General features: G+C 73.6%; 14 protein-coding genes. 8 read left to right on the top strand and 6 right to left on the bottom strand.

Annotated elements, in window-relative coordinates:
- Nucleotides 1-3: 3 nt before the first annotated feature.
- Complete coding sequence (locus ACQPXD_RS27235; protein ID WP_432843411.1) at nucleotides 4-3,075, top strand: glycoside hydrolase family 2 TIM barrel-domain containing protein; 3,072 nt, start codon at nucleotides 4-6, stop codon at nucleotides 3,073-3,075.
- Nucleotides 3,076-3,235: 160 nt separating this feature from the next.
- On the opposite strand, the gene ACQPXD_RS27230 is transcribed toward ACQPXD_RS27235, so the two are convergent.
- Both ACQPXD_RS27230 and ACQPXD_RS27225 read right to left on the bottom strand, forming a co-directional pair.
- Nucleotides 3,236-4,231: a cytochrome d ubiquinol oxidase subunit II gene (locus ACQPXD_RS27230; protein WP_432843409.1), complete on the bottom strand. Its 996-nt coding sequence runs from the start codon at nucleotides 4,229-4,231 to the stop codon at nucleotides 3,236-3,238.
- Between the two features lie 94 nt (nucleotides 4,232-4,325).
- The gene (locus ACQPXD_RS27225; RefSeq protein ID WP_432843407.1) at nucleotides 4,326-5,759 is read right to left on the bottom strand and encodes a cytochrome ubiquinol oxidase subunit I; all 1,434 of its coding nucleotides are present in this window, start codon (nucleotides 5,757-5,759) and stop codon (nucleotides 4,326-4,328) included.
- A 75-nt stretch (nucleotides 5,760-5,834) separates the two neighbouring features.
- Between ACQPXD_RS27225 and ACQPXD_RS27220 the strand changes: the two genes are divergently transcribed.
- Entirely contained in the window at nucleotides 5,835-6,851 is a 1,017-nt protein-coding gene (locus ACQPXD_RS27220) for a TauD/TfdA family dioxygenase (RefSeq protein ID WP_432843405.1), read from the top strand.
- Nucleotides 6,852-6,953: 102 nt separating this feature from the next.
- The gene (locus tag ACQPXD_RS27215; RefSeq protein ID WP_432843403.1) at nucleotides 6,954-7,961 is read left to right on the top strand and encodes a LacI family DNA-binding transcriptional regulator; all 1,008 of its coding nucleotides are present in this window, start codon (nucleotides 6,954-6,956) and stop codon (nucleotides 7,959-7,961) included.
- A gap of 24 nt (nucleotides 7,962-7,985) precedes the next feature.
- Here ACQPXD_RS27215 and manD read toward each other — a convergent pair whose 3' ends face one another.
- Nucleotides 7,986-9,224: a D-mannonate dehydratase ManD gene (gene manD / locus ACQPXD_RS27210; RefSeq protein WP_432843966.1), complete on the bottom strand. Its 1,239-nt coding sequence runs from the start codon at nucleotides 9,222-9,224 to the stop codon at nucleotides 7,986-7,988.
- A 57-nt stretch (nucleotides 9,225-9,281) separates the two neighbouring features.
- Nucleotides 9,282-9,779, bottom strand: a complete 498-nt coding sequence (locus ACQPXD_RS27205) for a nuclear transport factor 2 family protein (protein WP_432843401.1) — start codon at nucleotides 9,777-9,779, stop codon at nucleotides 9,282-9,284.
- Between the two features lie 159 nt (nucleotides 9,780-9,938).
- On the opposite strand from ACQPXD_RS27205, the gene ACQPXD_RS27200 reads away from it, so the two are divergent.
- A complete protein-coding gene (locus tag ACQPXD_RS27200) occupies nucleotides 9,939-10,127 on the top strand; it encodes a hypothetical protein (RefSeq protein ID WP_432843399.1) in 189 nt (62 codons plus the stop codon).
- Here the strand turns inward: ACQPXD_RS27200 and ACQPXD_RS27195 are convergent.
- Nucleotides 10,124-10,729: an STAS domain-containing protein gene (locus tag ACQPXD_RS27195; protein ID WP_432843397.1), complete on the bottom strand. Its 606-nt coding sequence runs from the start codon at nucleotides 10,727-10,729 to the stop codon at nucleotides 10,124-10,126. The two genes, ACQPXD_RS27200 and ACQPXD_RS27195, sit on opposite strands and share 4 nt — an antisense overlap.
- Nucleotides 10,730-10,896: 167 nt before the next feature.
- Here ACQPXD_RS27195 and ACQPXD_RS27190 point away from each other — a divergent pair, with 167 nt between their 5' ends.
- The 3 genes from ACQPXD_RS27190 to ACQPXD_RS27180 all read left to right on the top strand — a co-directional run bounded on the left by ACQPXD_RS27190 (nucleotide 10,897) and on the right by ACQPXD_RS27180 (nucleotide 14,618).
- Nucleotides 10,897-11,565, top strand: coding sequence for a CBS domain-containing protein (locus tag ACQPXD_RS27190; protein ID WP_432843395.1), 669 nt, complete (start codon nucleotides 10,897-10,899; stop codon nucleotides 11,563-11,565).
- 362 nt (nucleotides 11,566-11,927) lie between these two features.
- Nucleotides 11,928-13,808, top strand: a complete 1,881-nt coding sequence (locus ACQPXD_RS27185) for a GAF domain-containing sensor histidine kinase (RefSeq protein WP_432843393.1) — start codon at nucleotides 11,928-11,930, stop codon at nucleotides 13,806-13,808.
- A gap of 27 nt (nucleotides 13,809-13,835) precedes the next feature.
- Nucleotides 13,836-14,618 (top strand): helical backbone metal receptor, encoded by a 783-nt coding sequence (locus ACQPXD_RS27180; protein ID WP_432843391.1) that lies wholly within the window; start codon nucleotides 13,836-13,838, stop codon nucleotides 14,616-14,618.
- 42 nt (nucleotides 14,619-14,660) lie between these two features.
- Here ACQPXD_RS27180 and icmF read toward each other — a convergent pair whose 3' ends face one another.
- Nucleotides 14,661-17,873: a fused isobutyryl-CoA mutase/GTPase IcmF gene (gene icmF, locus ACQPXD_RS27175; protein ID WP_432843389.1), complete on the bottom strand. Its 3,213-nt coding sequence runs from the start codon at nucleotides 17,871-17,873 to the stop codon at nucleotides 14,661-14,663.
- Nucleotides 17,874-17,942: 69 nt separating this feature from the next.
- Between icmF and ACQPXD_RS27170 the strand changes: the two genes are divergently transcribed.
- Nucleotides 17,943-18,449: a MarR family winged helix-turn-helix transcriptional regulator gene (locus ACQPXD_RS27170; RefSeq protein ID WP_432843387.1), complete on the top strand. Its 507-nt coding sequence runs from the start codon at nucleotides 17,943-17,945 to the stop codon at nucleotides 18,447-18,449.
- The last annotated feature ends 9 nt before the right edge of the window (nucleotides 18,450-18,458 follow it).

Genomic DNA, 18,458 nt, shown 5'->3' with positions numbered 1-18,458 from the left:
GCCGTGGAGTACCTGACCGATTTCGGCCGGCCGATCGGCACCTGCGCCCCGCGGGCCGCGTTCGCGAGCGACGCGGCCCGGCTGAGCCTCAACGGGGTCTGGCGGTTCCGGCTCGCGCCGAGCGCGGCCGAGGCCGCCGAGGGCTTCTGGGAGCCCGGCTTCGACGACGCCGGCTGGGCGGAGCTGCCGGTGCCGTCGAGCTGGCCGATGCACGGTCACGGGCGCCCGGCGTACACCAATGTCGTCTACCCGTTCCCGGTCGACCCGCCGCGCGTGCCGACCGAGAACCCGACCGGCGATCACCGGCTGGCCTTCGACGTGCCGGCCGGGTTCGCCGGCGCGGGGGCCCGGCTGCGCTTCGACGGCGTCGACTCGTGCGGCCGGGTCTGGCTCAACGGCGTCGAGCTCGGCGTCACGCAGGGCAGCCGGCTGCCGGCCGAGTTCGACGTGACCGGGGCGCTGCGGCCGGGCGAGCGCAACGTGCTCGCGGTGCGGGTGCACCAGTGGTCGGCCGGCAGCTACCTGGAGGACCAGGACATGTGGTGGCTGCCCGGCATCTTCCGCGACGTGACGCTCCTGGTCCGGCCGGCCGGCGGCATCGACGACCTTTTCGTCCACGCCGGGCTCGAGCCCGGCGGGCGCGGCCGGCTTTTCGTCGAGGGGCCGGCCGGGGCCGTCGTCGACGTGCCGGAGCTGGGCCTGCACGGGCTGGCCGTGGGCGTGGCCCACGACGCCGGGCCGGTCGGGCCGTGGACCGCCGAGACGCCGCGGTTGTACACACTGACCGTGGCCACGCCGGCCGAGACCGCGACGCTGCGGATCGGTTTCCGCACGGTCGCCGTCGAAAACGGTCTGCTGACGGTCAACGGCCGCCGGATCGTGCTGCACGGCGTGAACCGGCACGAGTTCCACCCCGGCCTGGGCCGCGTCGTGCCACCGGACGTGGTGCGCGCCGAGCTGGAGCTCATGAAGCGCCACCACGTCAACGCGATCCGCACCAGCCACTACCCGCCGCACCCGGCCGTGCTGGACCTGTGCGACGAGCTCGGCTTCTACGTCATCGACGAGTGCGACTACGAGACGCACGGTTTCGAGCGGGTGGGCTGGCGCGGCAATCCCAGCGACGACCCGCGCTTCGCCGACGCCTGTGTGGACCGGATGCGCCGCATGGTGGAGCGCGACAAGAACCATCCGTCGGTCATCATGTGGTCGCTGGGCAACGAGGCCGGTGTCGGCGCCAACCTGGGCCTGATGGCGGCCTTCGCCCGGGAGCGCGACCCGGGCCGCCCGCTGCACTACGAGGGCGACCGCAGCTGCGCGCACGTGGACGTCTACAGCCGGATGTACGCCACGCACGCCGAGGTCGCCGCGATCGGCCGGGGCGAGGACCACGTGCCGCACCTGCCGTTCATCCTGTGCGAATACGCCCACGCGATGGGCAACGGCCCGGGCGGTCTGCTGGAGTACGAGGAGCTGTTCGACCGCCATCCGCGCTGCCAGGGCGGCTTCGTCTGGGAATGGCTCGACCACGGCATCCGGGTGGGCGACCATTACGCCTACGGCGGCGACTTCGGTGAACCGCTGCACGACGGCAACTTCGTCGTCGACGGCCTGGTCTTCCCGGACCGTAGCCCGTCGCCCGGCCTGACCGAATTGGCCGCGGTCTACGCTCCGGTCCGGCTTTCGGTCCGCCCGGGCGAGGTTACGGTCGCCAACCGGTATGCCTTCCGCGACCTTTCCCACGCCGCGTTGCACTGGCAGGTGACGGTCGACGGCGTGGTCGCCGGGGAGGGCGCCGCGGTGCTGCCGGCGGTCGGCCCCGGCGCGGCCGCGGTGGTCGCCCTTCCCGCCGCGTCGGTACCGTCCGAGCCCGGCGAGTGCTGGCTTACGGTCTGGGCCACGGACCGCACCGGCCTGCGGCTCGGCGCGGGCCAGACCCGGCTCGCACCCGCGCCCGACGTCGTTCGGACCAATACGACCGCACCGGTCCAAACAGCGGCGGAGGTGGTGCGGCTGGGCGGCGCCGAATCCGAAGGAGCTGTTGGGACCGGACCGATCCGCGCGGCGGACGTGGTCCGACTCGGCGACGCCGAATCCGAAGCCGCTGTTGGGACCGGACCGATCCGCGCAGCGGGCGTGGTGCGACTCGGCGACGCCGAATCCGAAGCCGCTGTTGGGAGTGGACCGATCCGCGCGGCGGGCGTGGTGCGGCTGGGCGGCGCCGAATCCGAAGCCGCTGTTGGGAGTGGACCGATCCGCGCGGCGGATACGGTCCGGCTCGGGCGGGCCGAGTTCGAGCCGGTGCACGGACGGCTGGTCCGCCTCGGTGGGCTGGCGCTAAGCGGTCCGGTCCTGGACGTGTGGCGGGCGCCGATCGACAATGACCGCCTGGGCCGCGACCCGATCGAGCCGCGCTGGCGCGCCGCCGGGCTGCACCGCATGACCCACCGGCTCGACGGGCTGGAGCTCGCCGGGGACGCGCTCGTCGTGCGGACCCGGGTGGCCCCGGCCGGTGGCGACCTGGCGCTGCGCACGCGGTACGCCTGGAAATGGTTCGGCGACAACGGCCTGGAGCTGACCGTTTCGGTCGAACCGGAGGGTGACTGGGACGTGCCGCTGCCCCGCCTGGGCGTGGGCCTGCGGCTGCCGGCGGACCTTGCCGCGGTCGAATGGTTCGGCGCCGGCCCGGGCGAGGCCTACCCGGACTCGCGCACGGCGGCGCTGGTGGGCCGTTACACGTCCACAGTGGACGAGCTGGCCACGCCCTACGTCTTCCCGCAGGAGAACGGCAACCGCGCCGACGCCCGGTGGCTGACGCTGACCCGCCCGGACGGTTCGGGCCTGCGGGTGGAAGCGGCGCCCCGGATCGACTTCACGGCCCGCCGCTGGCCGACGTCCACATTGGACGCCGCCCGGCACACGACGGATCTGGTCCCGACCGACGCGATCCACCTGCAGCTGGACCACACCCACCACGGCCTCGGCAGCGCGGCCTGCGGTCCCGGTCCGCTGCCGCAATACGTCCTCACCCCGGCCCCGGCCACCTTCGCCGTCACCTTCAGGGAACTCTCCTGAGACCTGCCCGGGTCGGATGCTGTCGAGGCTGCCGGCCCGGTGGAGAACCTAGAGGAGCACGAAGGACGGCGCCACGACCGGCCGGGTCAGGTGCCGTCGAGGCTGCCGGCCTGGTGCAGGACGTAGCGGAGCACGAACGACGGCGCCACCACCGGCCGGGTCAGGTGCCGTCGAGGCTGCCGGCCTGGTGCAGGACGTATAGGAGCACGAAGGACGGCGCCACGACCAGGACGGCGAAGGCGGCGATCACGGTCAGGGCCAGCAGGGTCGCCGGCGGGGCGGCGGCCTCGGCGATGCGTAAATGGTCGCCGAGGAGGTACGGGTACTCGGCCACGCCCCAGCCGGCCACCACCGTGGCGGCGGCGCCGACGGCGGCGGCCTGGGAGACCCGGGGTGGGGCGTGGCGGAGCAGGGTGAGTGAGCCGACGCCGCACAGGGCCGAGATGATCATCAGGGGCAGGCCGCGGGTGAGCAGGCCGTGCAGGAGCGGCGGGGCGTCGACGTGCAGCACCTCGATGCCGGCCAGGGCGGCGATGCCGGTGAGCAGGGCGCTGAGCCGGGCGCGGCGGGCGAACCAGCGGCGCAGGTTCCGTTCGCCGCGCCGCTGGGCCTCGGCGGTGAGGAAGACGGCGGCGAGGAAGGCACAGACGAGCACGGCCAGGACGCCGCCGAGCAGCGAGGTCGGGTTGACCCAGCTGTACATCGGATCGCCGCCGCCCGCCGAAGGCACCCGGCCGGAGGCGATGCCGCCGGCGACGGTGCCCAGGAAGAACGGGGTGAGCAGGGACGAGACGGCGAACGCCGCGCCGGCGGCGCGCTGGTGGTCGGTGACGACGAGGACCTTGCGGAAGGCGAAGCCGCTGCCGCGCAGGACGACGCCTAAGGCGGCCAGGCCGAGCGGGATGTACAGGGTGGTCATGATGGCGGCGAACGCGGGCGGAAATCCGGTCCACAGCATGACCAGGCAGAACACCAGCCACACGTGGTTGGCCTCCCACACGGGGGCGAGCACGGCGTCGATGAGGTGCCGGGGTGCACGGCCGCGCGCGGCGCCGCCGGCGGTGAGGTCCCAGAAGCCGGCGCCGTAGTCGGCGCCGCCGAGCACCGCGTAGGCCACGACACCGATGAAGAGCACGACCGCGGCGAACGTGCTCACGCCGGCTCCCCGGGGCCGCACGCGACATCCACGGCCGCCACGCCGCTGAGCGCCGCGCCGGCGGGCGCGGCGCCGGCTGTGGTGAAGGTGCCGCTCATGCCGGCTCCGAAGCGTCCGCCGACTCGTCGTGGGTGGGGCCGTAGGGGACGTCCACGTCGGCGGCGTCGCGCTCGCGCCAGCGGTGCCGGAGCAGGCGCAGGACGTGCACGGTCGTGGCGCCGACCGCGGCGTACAACACCAGGATGGCGATGAAGAACAGCCAGACGTTGCCGGCCCTCGTCACGGCGTCGCGGGTGAGCAGGTGCCCGACGACCGTCCACGGTTGCCGGCCCACCTCGGTGACCACCCACCCGGCCTCCAGCGCCACCACGGAAAGCACCCCGCCGGCCACCGTGGCCCGGGCGAACCACCGGGTGCGGGGCAGGTCGCGGCGGCGCCACCAGGCCAGGGCGTACCACGCGGACAGCAGCAGCAGGAACGTGCCGGCGCCGACCATGGCGTCGAAGGCCAGGTGCACCACCGTGATCTCGCGGTCGCTCGGGCGCACCTCGGGCGGGATCTCGTCGAGGCCGCGGATGCGGGTGGCCGGGCTGTAGCCCGACAGCAGCGACGCGCCGCTGGGAATCGGTATGCCGAAGCGCAGCCGGCCGTCCGAGTACAGGCCGCCGAGGACCTCGGGCACGTGCGTATCGGTATGCGGTACCCCCTCGATGGCGGCGAACTTCGCCGGCTCACGGTGGAAGACCTCCCGGGCGGCGATGTCGCCGACGACGATCTGCAGCGGCGTCAGGATCGCGGCCACGGTCAGCGGGATGAGCAGGCCCAGCCGCGCCATCCGCTCCGCCTGACCGGTCCGGCCCGGACGGCTCGGCTCATCGCCGGGCTCGGCCGCAGGGGTGGCGCGGCGGCGCAGCCGGCCACCGGCGTAGACGGCGGCGGTGAGGAAGCCCGCGACCATGTACCCGGCGAGCAGCATGTGCAGCGACTCGTACCAGAACGCGCCGTTGAAGATCACCCGCAGCGGCTGCACGCCGGTGACCCGGCCCTCGCGCATGGTGAACCCGCCGGGCTGGTTCATCCAGGCGTTCGCGGCGACGACCGACAGCGTCCCGCCGATCCCGGCGACCACCACCGGTACACCGGTCCAGAAGTGCGCCCAGCCGGAGAGGCGGTCCCAGCCGTAGATGTACACCGCGATGAAGATGGCTTCCAGGAAGAAGAACAGGCCCTCGATGGCGAACGGTATGCCGAACGCCGAACCGTATGTGCCCATCAGCCGCGGCCAGAGCAGACCGAGTTCGAAGGACAGCACCGTGCCGGACACCGCGCCGACCGCGAACAGCACGGCCGCGACGTGCGACCACCGGCGGGCCAGCAGCAGGGCGGCCGCGTCGGCGTGCCGCAGGCCCCGGTAGTTGGCCAGGAGCATGAAGAACGTGAACGCCATCCCGAACGGTACGAGGATGATGTGGAAGCCGAGGGTGAACGCCATCTGCTCCCGCGCGGGCAGCAGCTGCGGCGGGTCCATGGAGGCGTCAGTACCTTCGGGCGCCGCGCCTAAACTTCAGCCGCCGTTCACGCCGCCCTGGCACGCTCGACCGCCATGGAGCTGCGCTTTCCCGCCGGGTGGCTGCGGGACAACTGCCCGTGCCCGGCCTGCCGCGACCCGCACAGCGGGCAGAAGCTGCACACCGTCGGCGAGCTGGCCGGGGACCTCACGGTCACGGGGGTGAGCGAGAACGCTGAAACGGTCGAGATTCGGTACTCCGACGGGCACCGCTCCGCGTTCGACCCGGCGTGGCTGGCCCGGCACGAGACGGCCGACCGGATCGGCGACGGGCGGACCGAAACGGGCAAGGACCTTTGGGACCAGATCGAGCCGCCGGAGGCGGACTGGGCGCGGTACCGCGCGGATCCGGTGCCGATCCTGCGGTCCGTCTGGCGGACCGGGTTCGCGCTGCTACGCGGCACGCCCGTGGCGCCGGGGACGGTGCTGCAGATCGCGCGATCGTTCGGGTATGTGCGGACGACCAACTACGGCGACCTTTTCGACGTGCGCACCGAGGAGCGCGCCGTGAACCTGGCGTTCACCGCCCGGGCGATCGCGCCGCACACCGACAACCCGTACCGCGACCCGGTGCCGACCGTGCAGTTGCTGCACTGCCTGCGCGACGCCGCCGACGGCGGGGAGTCGGGGCTGGTGGACGGGTTCCGGGCGGCGGCGCTGCTGCGGGAGCGGGAGCCGGGGCATTTCGCGACGCTGGCCGGGACGCCGGCGACGTTCGCGTGGGGGCGGCTGCGGGCGCACCGGCCGATGATCGGCGTGGACGAGCTCGGCCGGATCCGCGAGATCCGGTACAACAACCGGTCGCTGCAGGCCCCGGCCGGGCCGGCGGAGCGGCTGGCGGCGTTCTACGCGGCGTACCGCGCCTTCGACGCCGTGCTCAACCGGCCCGGCGCGATGGTGACGTTCAAGCTGGCCCCCGGCGACTGCGTGATCTTCGACAACACCCGGGTCCTGCACGCGCGCACCGCGTTCAGCGACTCCGCCGCGGCCGGCGACCGGCACCTGCAGGGCTGCTACGCCGACCTCGACGCCGTGCAGTGGGTCGCGCACTGACCGCTCACGCGCCGCCGCGAGGTCCGGCGGCGGCATGGGCGGTTGCCAACCGGTTGCCATACCGGCATGCTGAGGCCTGGTTCATCCGGGTGAGGAGCGTTCGTGGCGGAGGGGGACGGCAGCGGCGGGCCGGCGACCACCATCTACGACATCGCGCGCGCCCTCGGGGTGAGCCCGTCGACGGTGTCCCGGGCGCTGCACAAGCCGGGCCGGACCAGCGCGCGGACCGAGGAGCGGGTGCGGGCCGCCGCCGAGGCGCTCGGATACCGCGGTAACCCGGCGGCCCGGGCGCTGCCGACCGGACGCACCGGCACGCTGGGCCTGATCCTCTCGGACATCACCAATCCGGTCTGGTTCGACCTGATCCGCGGTGCGGAGCGGGTCACCGCCGCGGCCGGGTACACGCTGGTGCTGGCCGAGTCGCAGGAGTCGGCGGAGCTGGAGCTGCACACCGCGGAGCGGCTGGTGCCGTCGGTCGACGGGTTCGTCCTGGTCGCCTCGCGGCTGGCCGACGAGGCGATCCGGCGGCTGGCCGCCCGCCGGCCTTCGGTGGTGGTGAACCGGGAGGTGGCCGGCGTCGAGTGCGTGGTGCCGGACGTCGCGCCCGGCATCCGCGCCGCCCTGGACCATCTGGCCGGCGACGGGCACCGCTCGGTGGCGTTCCTGTCCGGGCCCGGTACCTCGTGGATGAGCCGCGCCCGCTGGGAGATCGCGTTCGAGGAGGCGCTGCGCCGCGGGATGTCGATCGTGGAGATCGGGCCGGGCGCGCCGACGACCGAGGGCGGCGCGGCCGCGCTGCGCCGGCTGCTGGCCTGCGGGGCGACCGCGGCGCTGGCCTACAACGACCTGATGGCGATCGGTCTGCTGCGGGCGTGCCAGGAAGGCGGCGTGATGGTGCCGGGGCGGCTCAGCGTCGTCGGCTTCGACGACATCTTCGGCTCGGACTTCACCACGCCGCCGATCACCACGATCCGCACCCGGCTCGGCCCGGCCGGCGGCGACGCGGTGCGCCGCCTGATCGGCCTGGTCGAGCGGCACCCGGAGCCCGCCGCCGGGCCGATCACCACCGAGTTCGTGCCCCGGGGCTCCACCGGCCCGCCGGCACCCTGACCGCCAAGGGGTGAGAGGCGTCGGCTACCAGTCGTGGACGGTGCCGTCGGCGAGCCGGTTGTAGGGCAGGTACGCCTGCAGGTACGGATACTTGCCGGCCTCGTCGGTGTCGAGCTCGACCCCGATGCCGGGCCGCTCCCCCGGATGCAGGAAGCCGTCGGACCAGGTGAACGACTGCCGGAAGACCTGGTCGGTCCGCTCGCCGTGCATCATGTACTCCTGGATCCCGAAATTGTGGATGGCGAGTCCCAGGTGCAGCGCGGCGGCCATGCCCACCGGCGAGATGTCGGTCGGGCCGTGGATGCCGGATTTGATCTGGTACTGCGAGGCGTAGTCGAGGATCTTCTTCAGGTGCGTGACCCCGCCGGCATGCGTGACGGAGCTGCGCACGTAGTCGATGAGCTGCTCGCGGACGATCTGCTGGTAGTCCCAGACCGTGTTGAACACCTCGCCGATGGCCAGCGGGGTGGTGGTGTGCTGCCGCACCAGCCGCAGGGCCTCCTGGTTCTCGGCGGGGGTGCAGTCCTCGAGCCAGAACAGGTCGTAGGGCTCCAGGGACTTGCCGAGCCGGGCCGCCTGGATCGGGGAGAGCCGGTGGTGCACGTCGTGCAGCAGCGGCAGCGCCGGGCCGAACTCGTTGCGCACCGCCTCGAAGACCGTCGGCACGTGCCGCAGGTAGCTGCGGGTGTCCCAGTCCTCCTCGGCGGGCTGGGGTCCGCGCTGCGCGGGCTCGTGGTCGTAGCGCACGCCGGCGTTGGCCTCGAAGGTGGCGTTGGAGGCGATGCCGTAGATGGACTTGAGCCCCGGCACCCCGGTCTGGATGCGGATGGCCTTGTACCCCAGCTCCTGATGCTTGCGCACGCTGTCGAACAGCTCGGGCAGGTCCTGGCCGGAGGCATGGCCGTAGGCGAGCAGGCCGGTGCGGGAGGCACCGCCGAGCAGTTGGTACAGCGGCATCCCGGCCGCCTTGGCCTTGATGTCCCACAGCGCCACGTCGACGGCGGCGACCGCCGCCATGGTCACCGGGCCGCGCCGCCAGTAGGCGCTGCGGTAGAGGAACTGCCAGGTGTCCTCGATGCGGCCGGCGTCGCGGCCGAGCAGCAGCGGGACGACGTGGTCGCGCAGGTAGGCGACGACGGCGAGCTCGCGGCCGTTGAGCGTGGCGTCGCCCAGGCCGGTCAGCCCGTCGTCGGTGGTGAGCTTCAGCGTGACGAAGTTGCGGTCGGGGCTGGTCACGATGACTTCGGCCCGGTCGATGATCAATGCGAGTCCCTGCGGGTCGGGGGTGGCTTCCATCTGACCCGCACCCCGCCGCAGTTGTCAACCGGTTGCCAAACCCGCCGCGCCGCCGATCGTCCACACGTGCGGCGAGGGCGGGGCGCCGCGCAGCTCGGCCGGGCGGGGGCCCTGGATGCGGCGCTCCGCCTCGGTGATCGGCACGTCGTTGATGCTCGCCTCGCGCCGCGCCATCAACCCGTCGGGGGTGAACTCCCACAGCTCGTTGCCGTAGCTGCGCCACCACTGCCCGCCGGCGTCGTGGCACTCGTACTGGAACCGGACCGCGATGCGATGCTCGTGATACGACCACAGCTCCTTGCGCAGCGCGTAATCCAGCTCACGGGCCCATTTCTCACGCAGGAACTCGACGATCGCGGGGCGGCCGGTGAGGAAGCGGTCGCGGTTGCGCCACGCCGAGTCCTCGGTGTAGCCGAGCGCCACGACCTCGGGTTCGCGGGTGTTCCAGGCGTCCTCGGCCGCCTGCACCTTGGCGAGGGCGGTCTCGAGGGTGAACGGCGGCAACGGCGGGCGTGGTTCCATCGGGCGCTCCCTCCAGCGGCGGACGCCCCGGAAGTACCCCGCCGAATGTGACGGTCACATGTCATTGCGTCGAAGGCCATGGAAGGGGGTGGCCGTGGAGAAGCCGAGTGGGTACCGTGGCGGCGTTGAACACGCGCGCCTGGGGGAGGTGGGCCGGTCATGCTCGTCATCGCGAAGCCCGATGCGGCAGCGGAGGTGTCGTGCGACCGTTGCGGCGCCGCATTCCGCATCCCCGGCACCAGCCGGGAGTTGCTGTGGGTGGCCGCGGCGGCCCAGGGCTGGCAGGCAGAGGAGCTCGGCGGCATGGTCTGGCACCGCTGCCCGGATTGTGTCCTGCGCTTCAACTAGCAGGGCACGGGATGCGCTCCGCGCAGCCATTCGAGGGCCGAGAGCTGATCGGCGTGGCCGGGCAGCAAGCGGTCCAGGCAGAGCATCCGCAGCGCATCCGAGATGGCCGGGGCGGCGCCGACGAGGCAGGTCCGGCCGCCCCGCTCCGCCGCCCGCCGGGAGGCCCGGACCAGCACGTCGACGGTGGCCGAGGTCAGCCGCCGCACGCCGCTCACGTCGACCATCAGATGCCGGTAGGGTCCCGGTTCGCCGCTGAGCAGGTCCCACAGCCGGGCATCGTCGGCGGGCAGCAGGTCGCCGCGCAGATAGATCGCCCGCACGTCGGAGAGCAGCTGCACCACCATCCGGGGTGACGGCCGCCCGGCCGGGGTGAGCGACGGCCGGTCCAGGGCGCGGGCCACGATCCCGGACGGCGGCGCCGCGCACCGCCCGCAAGCGTGCGGTCCGACCGCCAGCTCACTCCCCCGCCACCCGTCCTGGCTGAACAGGCCCCACGCGGTGGCCCAGTCCCCGAGCGAACCGGCCAGGTTGCCGACCACCCGGCCGCACCCGTCGCACACCAGGCTGAAGTCGCCGCCGTCGGAGCTGAGCAGCGCCGTCATGCGACGGCCCGGGCAAACAGGTGCATAGCGCAACTATCGGGAGGCGATGTGGCGGCGGTACCGCGGCCATGTGACGGTCCCGTGACAGATCGAACCGGCCCCAGGTCCCGCCCCGGCGGGCCGCCCGGCCCTGGTCCGGCGCCCATCGGCCGCCGAACACTGCAAAGATGAACGAGCTGCGGGTGTACGACGTCATGACGCCGGAGGTCGTGGTCGCGACCGCGGACTGCCGGCGGCGGCACATCATCGACGTGCTCACCGACTACGGCGTCAGCGGGCTGCCGGTGGTCGACGAGCACGACCGCGTGGTCGGCATGGTGACCGAGGCCGACCTGCTGCCGGCGGTCGCCGAGCCGGAGCCGGACGGCGGGCCCGGTGCGGAGCCCACGGCGGCGCAGCTGATGACCTCGCCCGCGATCACGGTCGGGCCGCAGGCGCCGATCCGGTTCGCCGCCCGGCTGATGACCCGCCACCGGATCAAGCGGCTCGCCGTCGTCGAGGACGGCAGCGGCCGCCTGGTCGGCATCGTCACCCGCGGCGACCTCATGCGCCGGGCCCTGCGCAGCGACGCGGCCGTCGAGCGGGACGTCGTCGACAATGTGGTACTGCCCGCGTTCGGCGTCGACCCGGCCGAGATCGGCGTCGAGGTGAGCGACGGCGTCGTCACGCTGCGCGGGCCGGTCGAGCGGCGCAGCGCCGCCCAGCGCCTGACCGCCCTGGCTCGCGCCGTCGACGGCGTCACGGGCGTCGCCGACGAGCTGACCTGGCGCGTCGACGACACCACCGTCCGCCGCACCAGGCCCGCGCAGACCCGCGTCTCTGCCGATAAATCGTGATATGTCCGATAAGTCTGGCGCGCCAGCGCCGGACTTATCGTTCGATTCCGGCACCCACCCGGCCGGCACCCACCCGCCCCGCCAGCGCCCGCCCGGCAGACGCCGGCTTCGCAGCCCGGCGCAGCGACCGAAAGTCTCCGTGATCACGCCAAACTGCCCGCGGCACCAACGGTTTCTCATGATCACGGAGTGTTGATGTACACCCGTGTACCAGGACTCTCCAGGATCATGAGAAACCCGCGTCGCGCCACCACGAGCATCATGATCGCGGAAGGATTCGTCCGCCCCGGTCCACCGCCAACCGGATATGTCGCCCGGTGCCTCGCCCGGGGCGGACGGGCCGGCGGCATAGCATGAAGCGCATGCGCCGGCGCAGCACAGCGCGCCTGGCGGCCTGGCTGGTGCGCCCGACGCCGCCCCCGGTCGCGCTGGGGATCGCGGTGGGCGCGCTGCTCGTCACCGCCGAAATGCTGGTGATCCACCTGCTCGAGCAGACCGCGTCGCGGCACGCGCTCGTGGTGGTCTTCTTCGTCGGGGTCCTCGCGATCTCCACGATCTGGGGGATACGGCTGGCCCTGGCCATGGTCGTGGTCAGCGCCGCCGCGTACAACATCGTCTGGGTCCCGCGGGTGCGCAACCTCGACGTCAGCCGGCCGCGGGAATGGATCGAGCTCGCCGCGTTCCTGGTCGCGGCGGTCCTGGCCAGCCTGATGGCGAGCCTCGCCCGGGTCCGGGCCGTCGAGTCCCTCGAACGCCGGCAGGAGGCCGAGCTCCTCGTCGCGCTGAGCCGGCACATGCTGGCCACCGACAACCTGCGCGCCGTGCTGCCGGGGGCGGCCCGGCGGATCGCGAGCACGCTGCGGCTGCCGTTCGCCGAGATCCTGCTCGACCGGGCCCCGGACGGGGACCTCCGGGGCGAGCACCGCCGGGATACGCGGCCGCAGACGGCGTTCCCGCTGCGGTTCGGCGAGCGGACCGGCACCCTGCTCGTCCCGGACGGGCTGCGCCCGCACACCCTGAGCCGGCTGCGGGACCGGCTGCTGCCCCGGCTGGACATCCTGTTCACGGTCGCGGCCGAGCGGCAGGCGATGGGCGACGAGCTGCGCCGGCTGGCCGCCGAGCAGGCCGGCGTCCGGCGGGTCGCGGTGCTGGTGGCCCGCGGCGCCCCGCCGGAGGAGGTCGTCGCCGCGGTCGCCGCCGAGTCGGCGGCGCTGCTGGACGCCGACGCCACCCGGCTGGCCCGGCTCGAGTCGGCCGGGACGGTGGTGGTGATGGCCGAGTACAACCGGTCGGGCGAGGGTGACCTGGTGGGGCGGCGCTTCGCCCTCGAGGGCGGGGTGACCCAGCTGGTGGTGCGCGAGGCCCGCGCGGCCCGGATCGACAGCTTCGACCGGCGCAGCGGCGACCTCGCCGACCTGGCCCGCAGCGAGGGCGTCACCGCGTCGATCGCCGCGCCGATCACCGTCGAGGGCCGCATGTGGGGTTCGCTCGTCGTGCTGTGGCGGGAGCGGCCGCCGCCCCCGGCTGGCGCCGAGGCGCGCCTGGCGCAATTCACCGAGCTCGTCGCCACCGCCGTGGCCAACGCCGAGAGCCGCCGGGAGCTCAAGGCGTCCCGGGCCCGGATCGTCATGGCCGCCGACGAGGCCCGCCGCCGGCTCGAGCGGGACCTGCACGACGGCGTGCAGCAGCGGCTCGTGTCGCTGGGCCTGGAGATCCGGGCCGCGGAGGGGCTGGTGCCGGGCGGCCTGGACGAGCTGGAGGGGCGGCTGCGGCGCACCGCCGACGGCCTGGCGAGCACGTTCACGGAGGTGCAGCAGATCTCCCGGGGGCTGCACCCGGCCATCCTGTCGCAGGGCGGCCTCATGCCCGCGCTGCGGACCCTGGCCCGGCGCAGCCAGGTGCCGGTCAGCATCAGCCCGGGGCCCGAGCGGCGGATGCCGGGCCCGGTCGAGGTGGCCGCCTACTGCGTGGTGTCCGAGGCCATCGCGAACGCGGCCAAGCACGCGCACGCCTCCGCGATCGACGTCGCCATCGACGTGATCGCCGACCCGGGCCGGCGCTGCGACGTGCTCACCCTCGGCATCCGCGACGACGGCGTCGGGGGCGCCGACCCGGCGCTGGGCACCGGGCTGGTCGGCCTCACGGATCGGGTCGAGGCGCTCGGCGGCAGCCTGCGCATCGCCAGCCCCGCCGGTCAGGGCACGTCGCTGTTCGTGACGCTGCCGACCACGATCGAGGCGTGAGCGGCCCGGCGGCGGCATGATGGAGGCATGACAGTCCGCGACGACCGGGGCGACGCGGTGCCGCTCGGCGGCGGCCCCCAGGCGGTGGTGTCGCTGGTGCCGTCGCTCACCGAGACCCTCGCCACGAGCGTGCCCGGGCGGCTGGTCGGCGCCACCGACTACTGCGTCGAGCCGCCCGGGCTGGACGTGGCCCGGGTCGGCGGCTCGAAGTACCCCAAAATCGAGCGGGTGATCGCCCTGCGGCCGGATCTCGTCGTGGCCAACGTCGAGGAGAACCGGCGGGAGGACGTGGTGCGGCTGCGGGAGGCCGGGATCCCGGTCTGGGTCACCGAGGCGCCCGCCACCGTGCCGGCCGCGCTGGGCTCGCTGCGCCGGCTGCTGGTCGAGGGCTTCGGGGTGGCGGCGCCGGGCTGGCTGGGCGAGGCCGAGCGGCTGTGGGCGCCGGTGCGCCCGGCGTGGGCCCGGGCGATCGTGCCGGTGTGGCGGCGGCCGTGGGTGGTGCTGGGCCGGGACACGTTCGCCGGTGACGTGCTGCGCCGCCTCGGCGTCACCAACGCCCTCGGCGGCGATGCCGAGCGGTACCCTCGGCCCCCGCTCGACGAGCTGCGCGCCATGTTCGCCGACGGCCGCGCCGACCTGCTGGTCCTGCCCGACGAACCGTATGCGTTCACCGGCGGCGACGGGCCGGAGGCGTTCCCGGGCGCCCGTTACGTGCTCGTGTCCGGCCGGCACCTGACCTGGTGGGGTCCGAGCCTGGTGGAAGCGCACCGGCGGCTGGCGGGCGCTTTCGACGTACCGAATGATCGATGACGCCGGCCGGGCGCCCCGGTTCTCCCGGCCGGACCGACCGCTTCAGACGTTGCGCCGGTACTGCCCGCCGACCTCGAAGAACGCGTCGGTGATCTGGCCCAGGGTGCAGTGCGGGACGGCGTCCATCAGGGCCTCGAACGTGTTCCCGCGCCCGGCCGCGGCCGCCTTGAGCCGGTCCAGGGCGGCCGGGGCGTCGGCGGCGTGCCGGGCCTTGAAGTCCGCCAGGCGCCGGATCTGCGACGCCTTCTCCTCCCCGGTGGCCCGGGCCAGCTCCAGTCCGGTCGCGGGCGCCTCCTCGCCGGCCGGGGCGAGGAACGTGTTGACCCCGATGATCGGCAGCGTGCCGTCGTGCTTGCGCTGCTCGTAGAGCATCGACTCGTCCTGGATGCGGCCACGCTGGTAGCCGGTCTCCATGGCGCCGAGCACGCCGCCGCGCTCCGACAGCCGGTCGAACTCGGCCAGCACCGCCTCCTCGACCAGGTCCGTCAGCCGGTCGACGATGTAGGAGCCCTGCAGCACGTTCTCGGTGCCGGCGAGGCCCCACTCCGCGTCGATGATCATCTGGATGGCGAGGGCCCGGCGGACCGAGCGCGCCGACGGGGTGGTGACCGCCTCGTCGTAGGCGTTGGTGTGCAGGCTGTTGGCGTTGTCGTAGATGGCGCACAGGGCCTGCAGCGTGGTGCGGATGTCGTTGAAGTCCATCTCCTGGGCGTGCAGGGATCGGCCGGAGGTCTGGATGTGGTACTTGAGCATCTGCGAGCGCTCGGCGGCGCCGTAGCGCTCGCGCATCGCGATCGCCCAGATCCGCCGGGCGACCCGGCCGATGACGGTGTACTCGGCGTCCATGCCGTTGGAGAAGAAGAACGACAGGTTCGGCGCGAAGTCGTCCACGTTCATGCCGCGGGCCCGGTACGCCTCGACGTAGGTGAACCCGTTGGCGAGGGTGAACGCGAGCTGGCTGATCGGGTTGGCCCCGGCCTCGGCGATGTGGTAGCCGCTGATGCTGACCGAGTAGAAGTTGCGCACCCGGTGCTCGATGAACCACTGCTGGATGTCGGCCATGCAGCGCAGCGAGAACTCGGTGGAGAACAGGCACGTGTTCTGGCCCTGGTCCTCCTTGAGGATGTCGGCCTGCACGGTGCCGCGGACCGTGGACAGGGTCCGGGCCCGGATCTCGGCCCGCTCGGCGGCGTCGGGCTCCCGGCCCCGGGCGGCGGTGAACGCCGCCTCCTGCTGGTCGACCGCGGCGTTGAGGAACATGGCCAGGATCGCCGGGGCGGGACCGTTGATGGTCATCGACACCGACGTCTTCGGGTCGCACAGGTCGAAGCCGGCGTACAGCTCGCGCATGTCGTCGAGGGTGGCGATCGACACGCCGGACGTGCCGATCTTGCCGTGGATGTCGGGCCGCTGCTCGGGGTCGCGGCCGTAGAGGGTGACCGAGTCGAAGGCGGTGGACAGCCGGGTCGCCGGCTGGCCGGCGGAGAGCAGGTGGAAGCGGCGGTTGGTGCGGAACGCGTCGCCCTCGCCGGCGAACATGCGGGCCGGGGCCTCGCCGGTGCGCTTGAGCGGGAACACCCCGGCGGTGAACGGGAACGCGCCGGGCAGGTTCTCCTCGCGCAGGAACCGCACCAGCTCGCCGTCGTCGCCGTCGCGGGGCAGCGCGACTCGCGGGATCCGGCTGCCGGACAGCGTCTGCCGGGTGAGCGGGGTGCGGATCTCGATGCCGCGGACCCGGTAGACGAGCTCGTCGCCCTGGTACGCCGCACGGGTGGCCGGCCACCGCTCCAGCAGCTCCCGCACGTCGCCGGACAGCTCCCGCTCGGTCGTCTCCAGCAGCTCGGCGACGGCCCCGTCCTCGGGCAGCAGGTCGCGGGTGGTGGCCAGGTGCTGGCGGCGGCGGGCGAGCGCGGCCTGCGCCTGCGTGGTGGCGTGGTAGCCGCGGACCGCGTCGGCCACCTCGGACAGATACCGCTCCCGGCCCCTGGGCAGCGCCGACGTGAGCCCGGTGGACACCCGCCCGGCGACCTGCGCCAGCACGCCCGGGAAGGCCGGGAAGCCGTGCTCGGACAGCGCGTGTTTCAGGTGGTGGTACAGCGCGGTGACGCCGTCGTCGCCGAACCGGGCGGCGCTGGTGCCGAAGACCGGCATCTCCTCCCAGGGCGTGCCGAACTCCTCGCGGTTGCGCACCAGCTGGCGGGCCACGTCGCGGCGGGCGTCCTCGCCGCCGCGGCGCTCGAACTTGTTGATCGCCACGACGTCGGCGAGGTCCAGCATGTCGATCTTCTCCAGCTGGCTGGCGGCGCCGAAGTCCGGGGTCATCACGTAGAGCGACACACCGGCGTAGGAGGTGATCGCGGCGTCGCCCTGGCCGATGCCCGGCGTCTCCACGATGACCAGGTCGTGGCCGGCCGCCTGGCAGGCGGCGATGATGTCGCCGAGGTGCTCCGGGACCGTCCCGTCGTGCCGGCGGGTCGCCAGGGACCGGAAGTACACCACGCCGGGCGCGATGCTGTTCATCCGGATCCGGTCGCCGAGCAGCGCGCCGCCGCCCCGCCGCCGGGTCGGGTCGATCGCGACCACGGCCACCCGCAGCTTGTCCTCGCAGTCCCGGCGCAGCCGGCGGACCAGCTCGTCGGTCAGCGACGACTTGCCGGAGCCGCCGGTGCCGGTGATGCCCAGCACGGGCGCGGTGCGCCCGGCCGCCGCCGCGCCGACCGCCGCCGCGAGCTTCGGGTCGGCCCCGGCCTGCAGCACGGTGATCGCCCGGGCCAGGGCCGTCTCGTCGCCGGCCAGCAGCGCCTCGAGGTCCACCGGCTGGGCCGAGGCGTCGACGTCGCACTCCTGGATCAGCTCGTTGATCATCCCGGGCAGGCCCAGGCGCTGGCCGTCCTGCGGGCTGAAGATGCGCACGCCGCGCGCGCCCAGCGCGGTGATCTCCTCGGGCACGATCGTGCCGCCCCCGCCGCCGTAGACCCTGATGTGGCCGGCGCCGCGCTCGGCGAGGCGGTCGACGAGATAGCCGAAGTACTCGACGTGGCCGCCCTGGTAGGACGACAGGGCCACGCCCTGCGCGTCCTCCTGCACCGCGGCGGTGACGACCTCCTCGACGCTGCGGTCGTGGCCGAGGTGCACGACCTCGGCGCCCTGGGCCTGCAGCAGCCGCCGCATCACGTTGATCGCCGCGTCGTGACCGTCGAACAGGCTGGCGGCGGTGACGAAGCGGACCGGGTTGACCGGCACGTGGAGACTCATAGCCCGAATGGTAGGTCGTCCAACTATCTGACGTCCACGCAATCGGGTGAGACGGCTATGATGACCTTTGTGGCATCCGACAGCGGGCTCCCCTTCGACCCGATCGCCGAGGCCCACCGGCAGTGGTCGGCGCACGGCTGGGCCCATGCCGCCGGCGGCATGGCGGCCGTCACGTCCCTCATGCGCGCCCAGCAGATCGCCCTGGCCCGGGTCGAGGCGGTGCTCAAGCCGCACGGCGTGACGTTCGCCCGCTACGAGGTGCTGATGCTGCTCTACTTCAGCCGCAAGTCGTCGCTGCCGATGGCGCTCATCGGCGCCCGCCTGCAGGTGCACCCGACCAGCGTCACCAACGCCGTCGACCGGCTGGAGGCGGCCGGGCTGGTGCGGCGCACCCCGCACCCGGCGGACCGCCGCTCCACGGTGGTGGAGCTGCTCGACGCCGGCCGGGAGCTGGCCGAGGCCGCCACCGCCGATCTCAACGCCGAGGTCTTCGCCGCCCCCTGGCTGCCCGGCGCGACCGCCGCCGCACTGGTCGAGGCGATCAGCGACCTGCGGCGCGACGCCGGCGACTTCTGATCCCCCGCT

The organism is Dactylosporangium sp. CA-092794 (genome assembly GCF_050948465.1).
Classification (GTDB): Bacteria; Actinomycetota; Actinomycetes; order Mycobacteriales; family Micromonosporaceae; genus Dactylosporangium.
This window is presented reverse-complemented; position numbering and strand designations above follow the sequence as displayed.

Excerpts from the sequence above, each read along its gene's own strand:
- ACQPXD_RS27190 (WP_432843395.1), top strand. The coding sequence starts at position 10,897 with ATGAACGAGCTGCGGGTGTACGACGTCATGACGCCGGAGGTCGTGGTC.
- ACQPXD_RS27180 (WP_432843391.1), top strand. The coding sequence starts at position 13,836 with ATGACAGTCCGCGACGACCGGGGCGACGCGGTGCCGCTCGGCGGCGGC.
- ACQPXD_RS27225 (WP_432843407.1), bottom strand. The coding sequence starts at position 5,759 with ATGGACCCGCCGCAGCTGCTGCCCGCGCGGGAGCAGATGGCGTTCACC.
- icmF (WP_432843389.1), bottom strand. The coding sequence starts at position 17,873 with ATGAGTCTCCACGTGCCGGTCAACCCGGTCCGCTTCGTCACCGCCGCC.
- ACQPXD_RS27200 (WP_432843399.1), top strand. The coding sequence starts at position 9,939 with ATGCTCGTCATCGCGAAGCCCGATGCGGCAGCGGAGGTGTCGTGCGAC.
- ACQPXD_RS27220 (WP_432843405.1), top strand. The coding sequence starts at position 5,835 with ATGGAGCTGCGCTTTCCCGCCGGGTGGCTGCGGGACAACTGCCCGTGC.
- ACQPXD_RS27195 (WP_432843397.1), bottom strand. The coding sequence starts at position 10,729 with ATGACGGCGCTGCTCAGCTCCGACGGCGGCGACTTCAGCCTGGTGTGC.
- ACQPXD_RS27185 (WP_432843393.1), top strand. The coding sequence starts at position 11,928 with ATGCGCCGGCGCAGCACAGCGCGCCTGGCGGCCTGGCTGGTGCGCCCG.
- ACQPXD_RS27205 (WP_432843401.1), bottom strand. The coding sequence starts at position 9,779 with ATGGAACCACGCCCGCCGTTGCCGCCGTTCACCCTCGAGACCGCCCTC.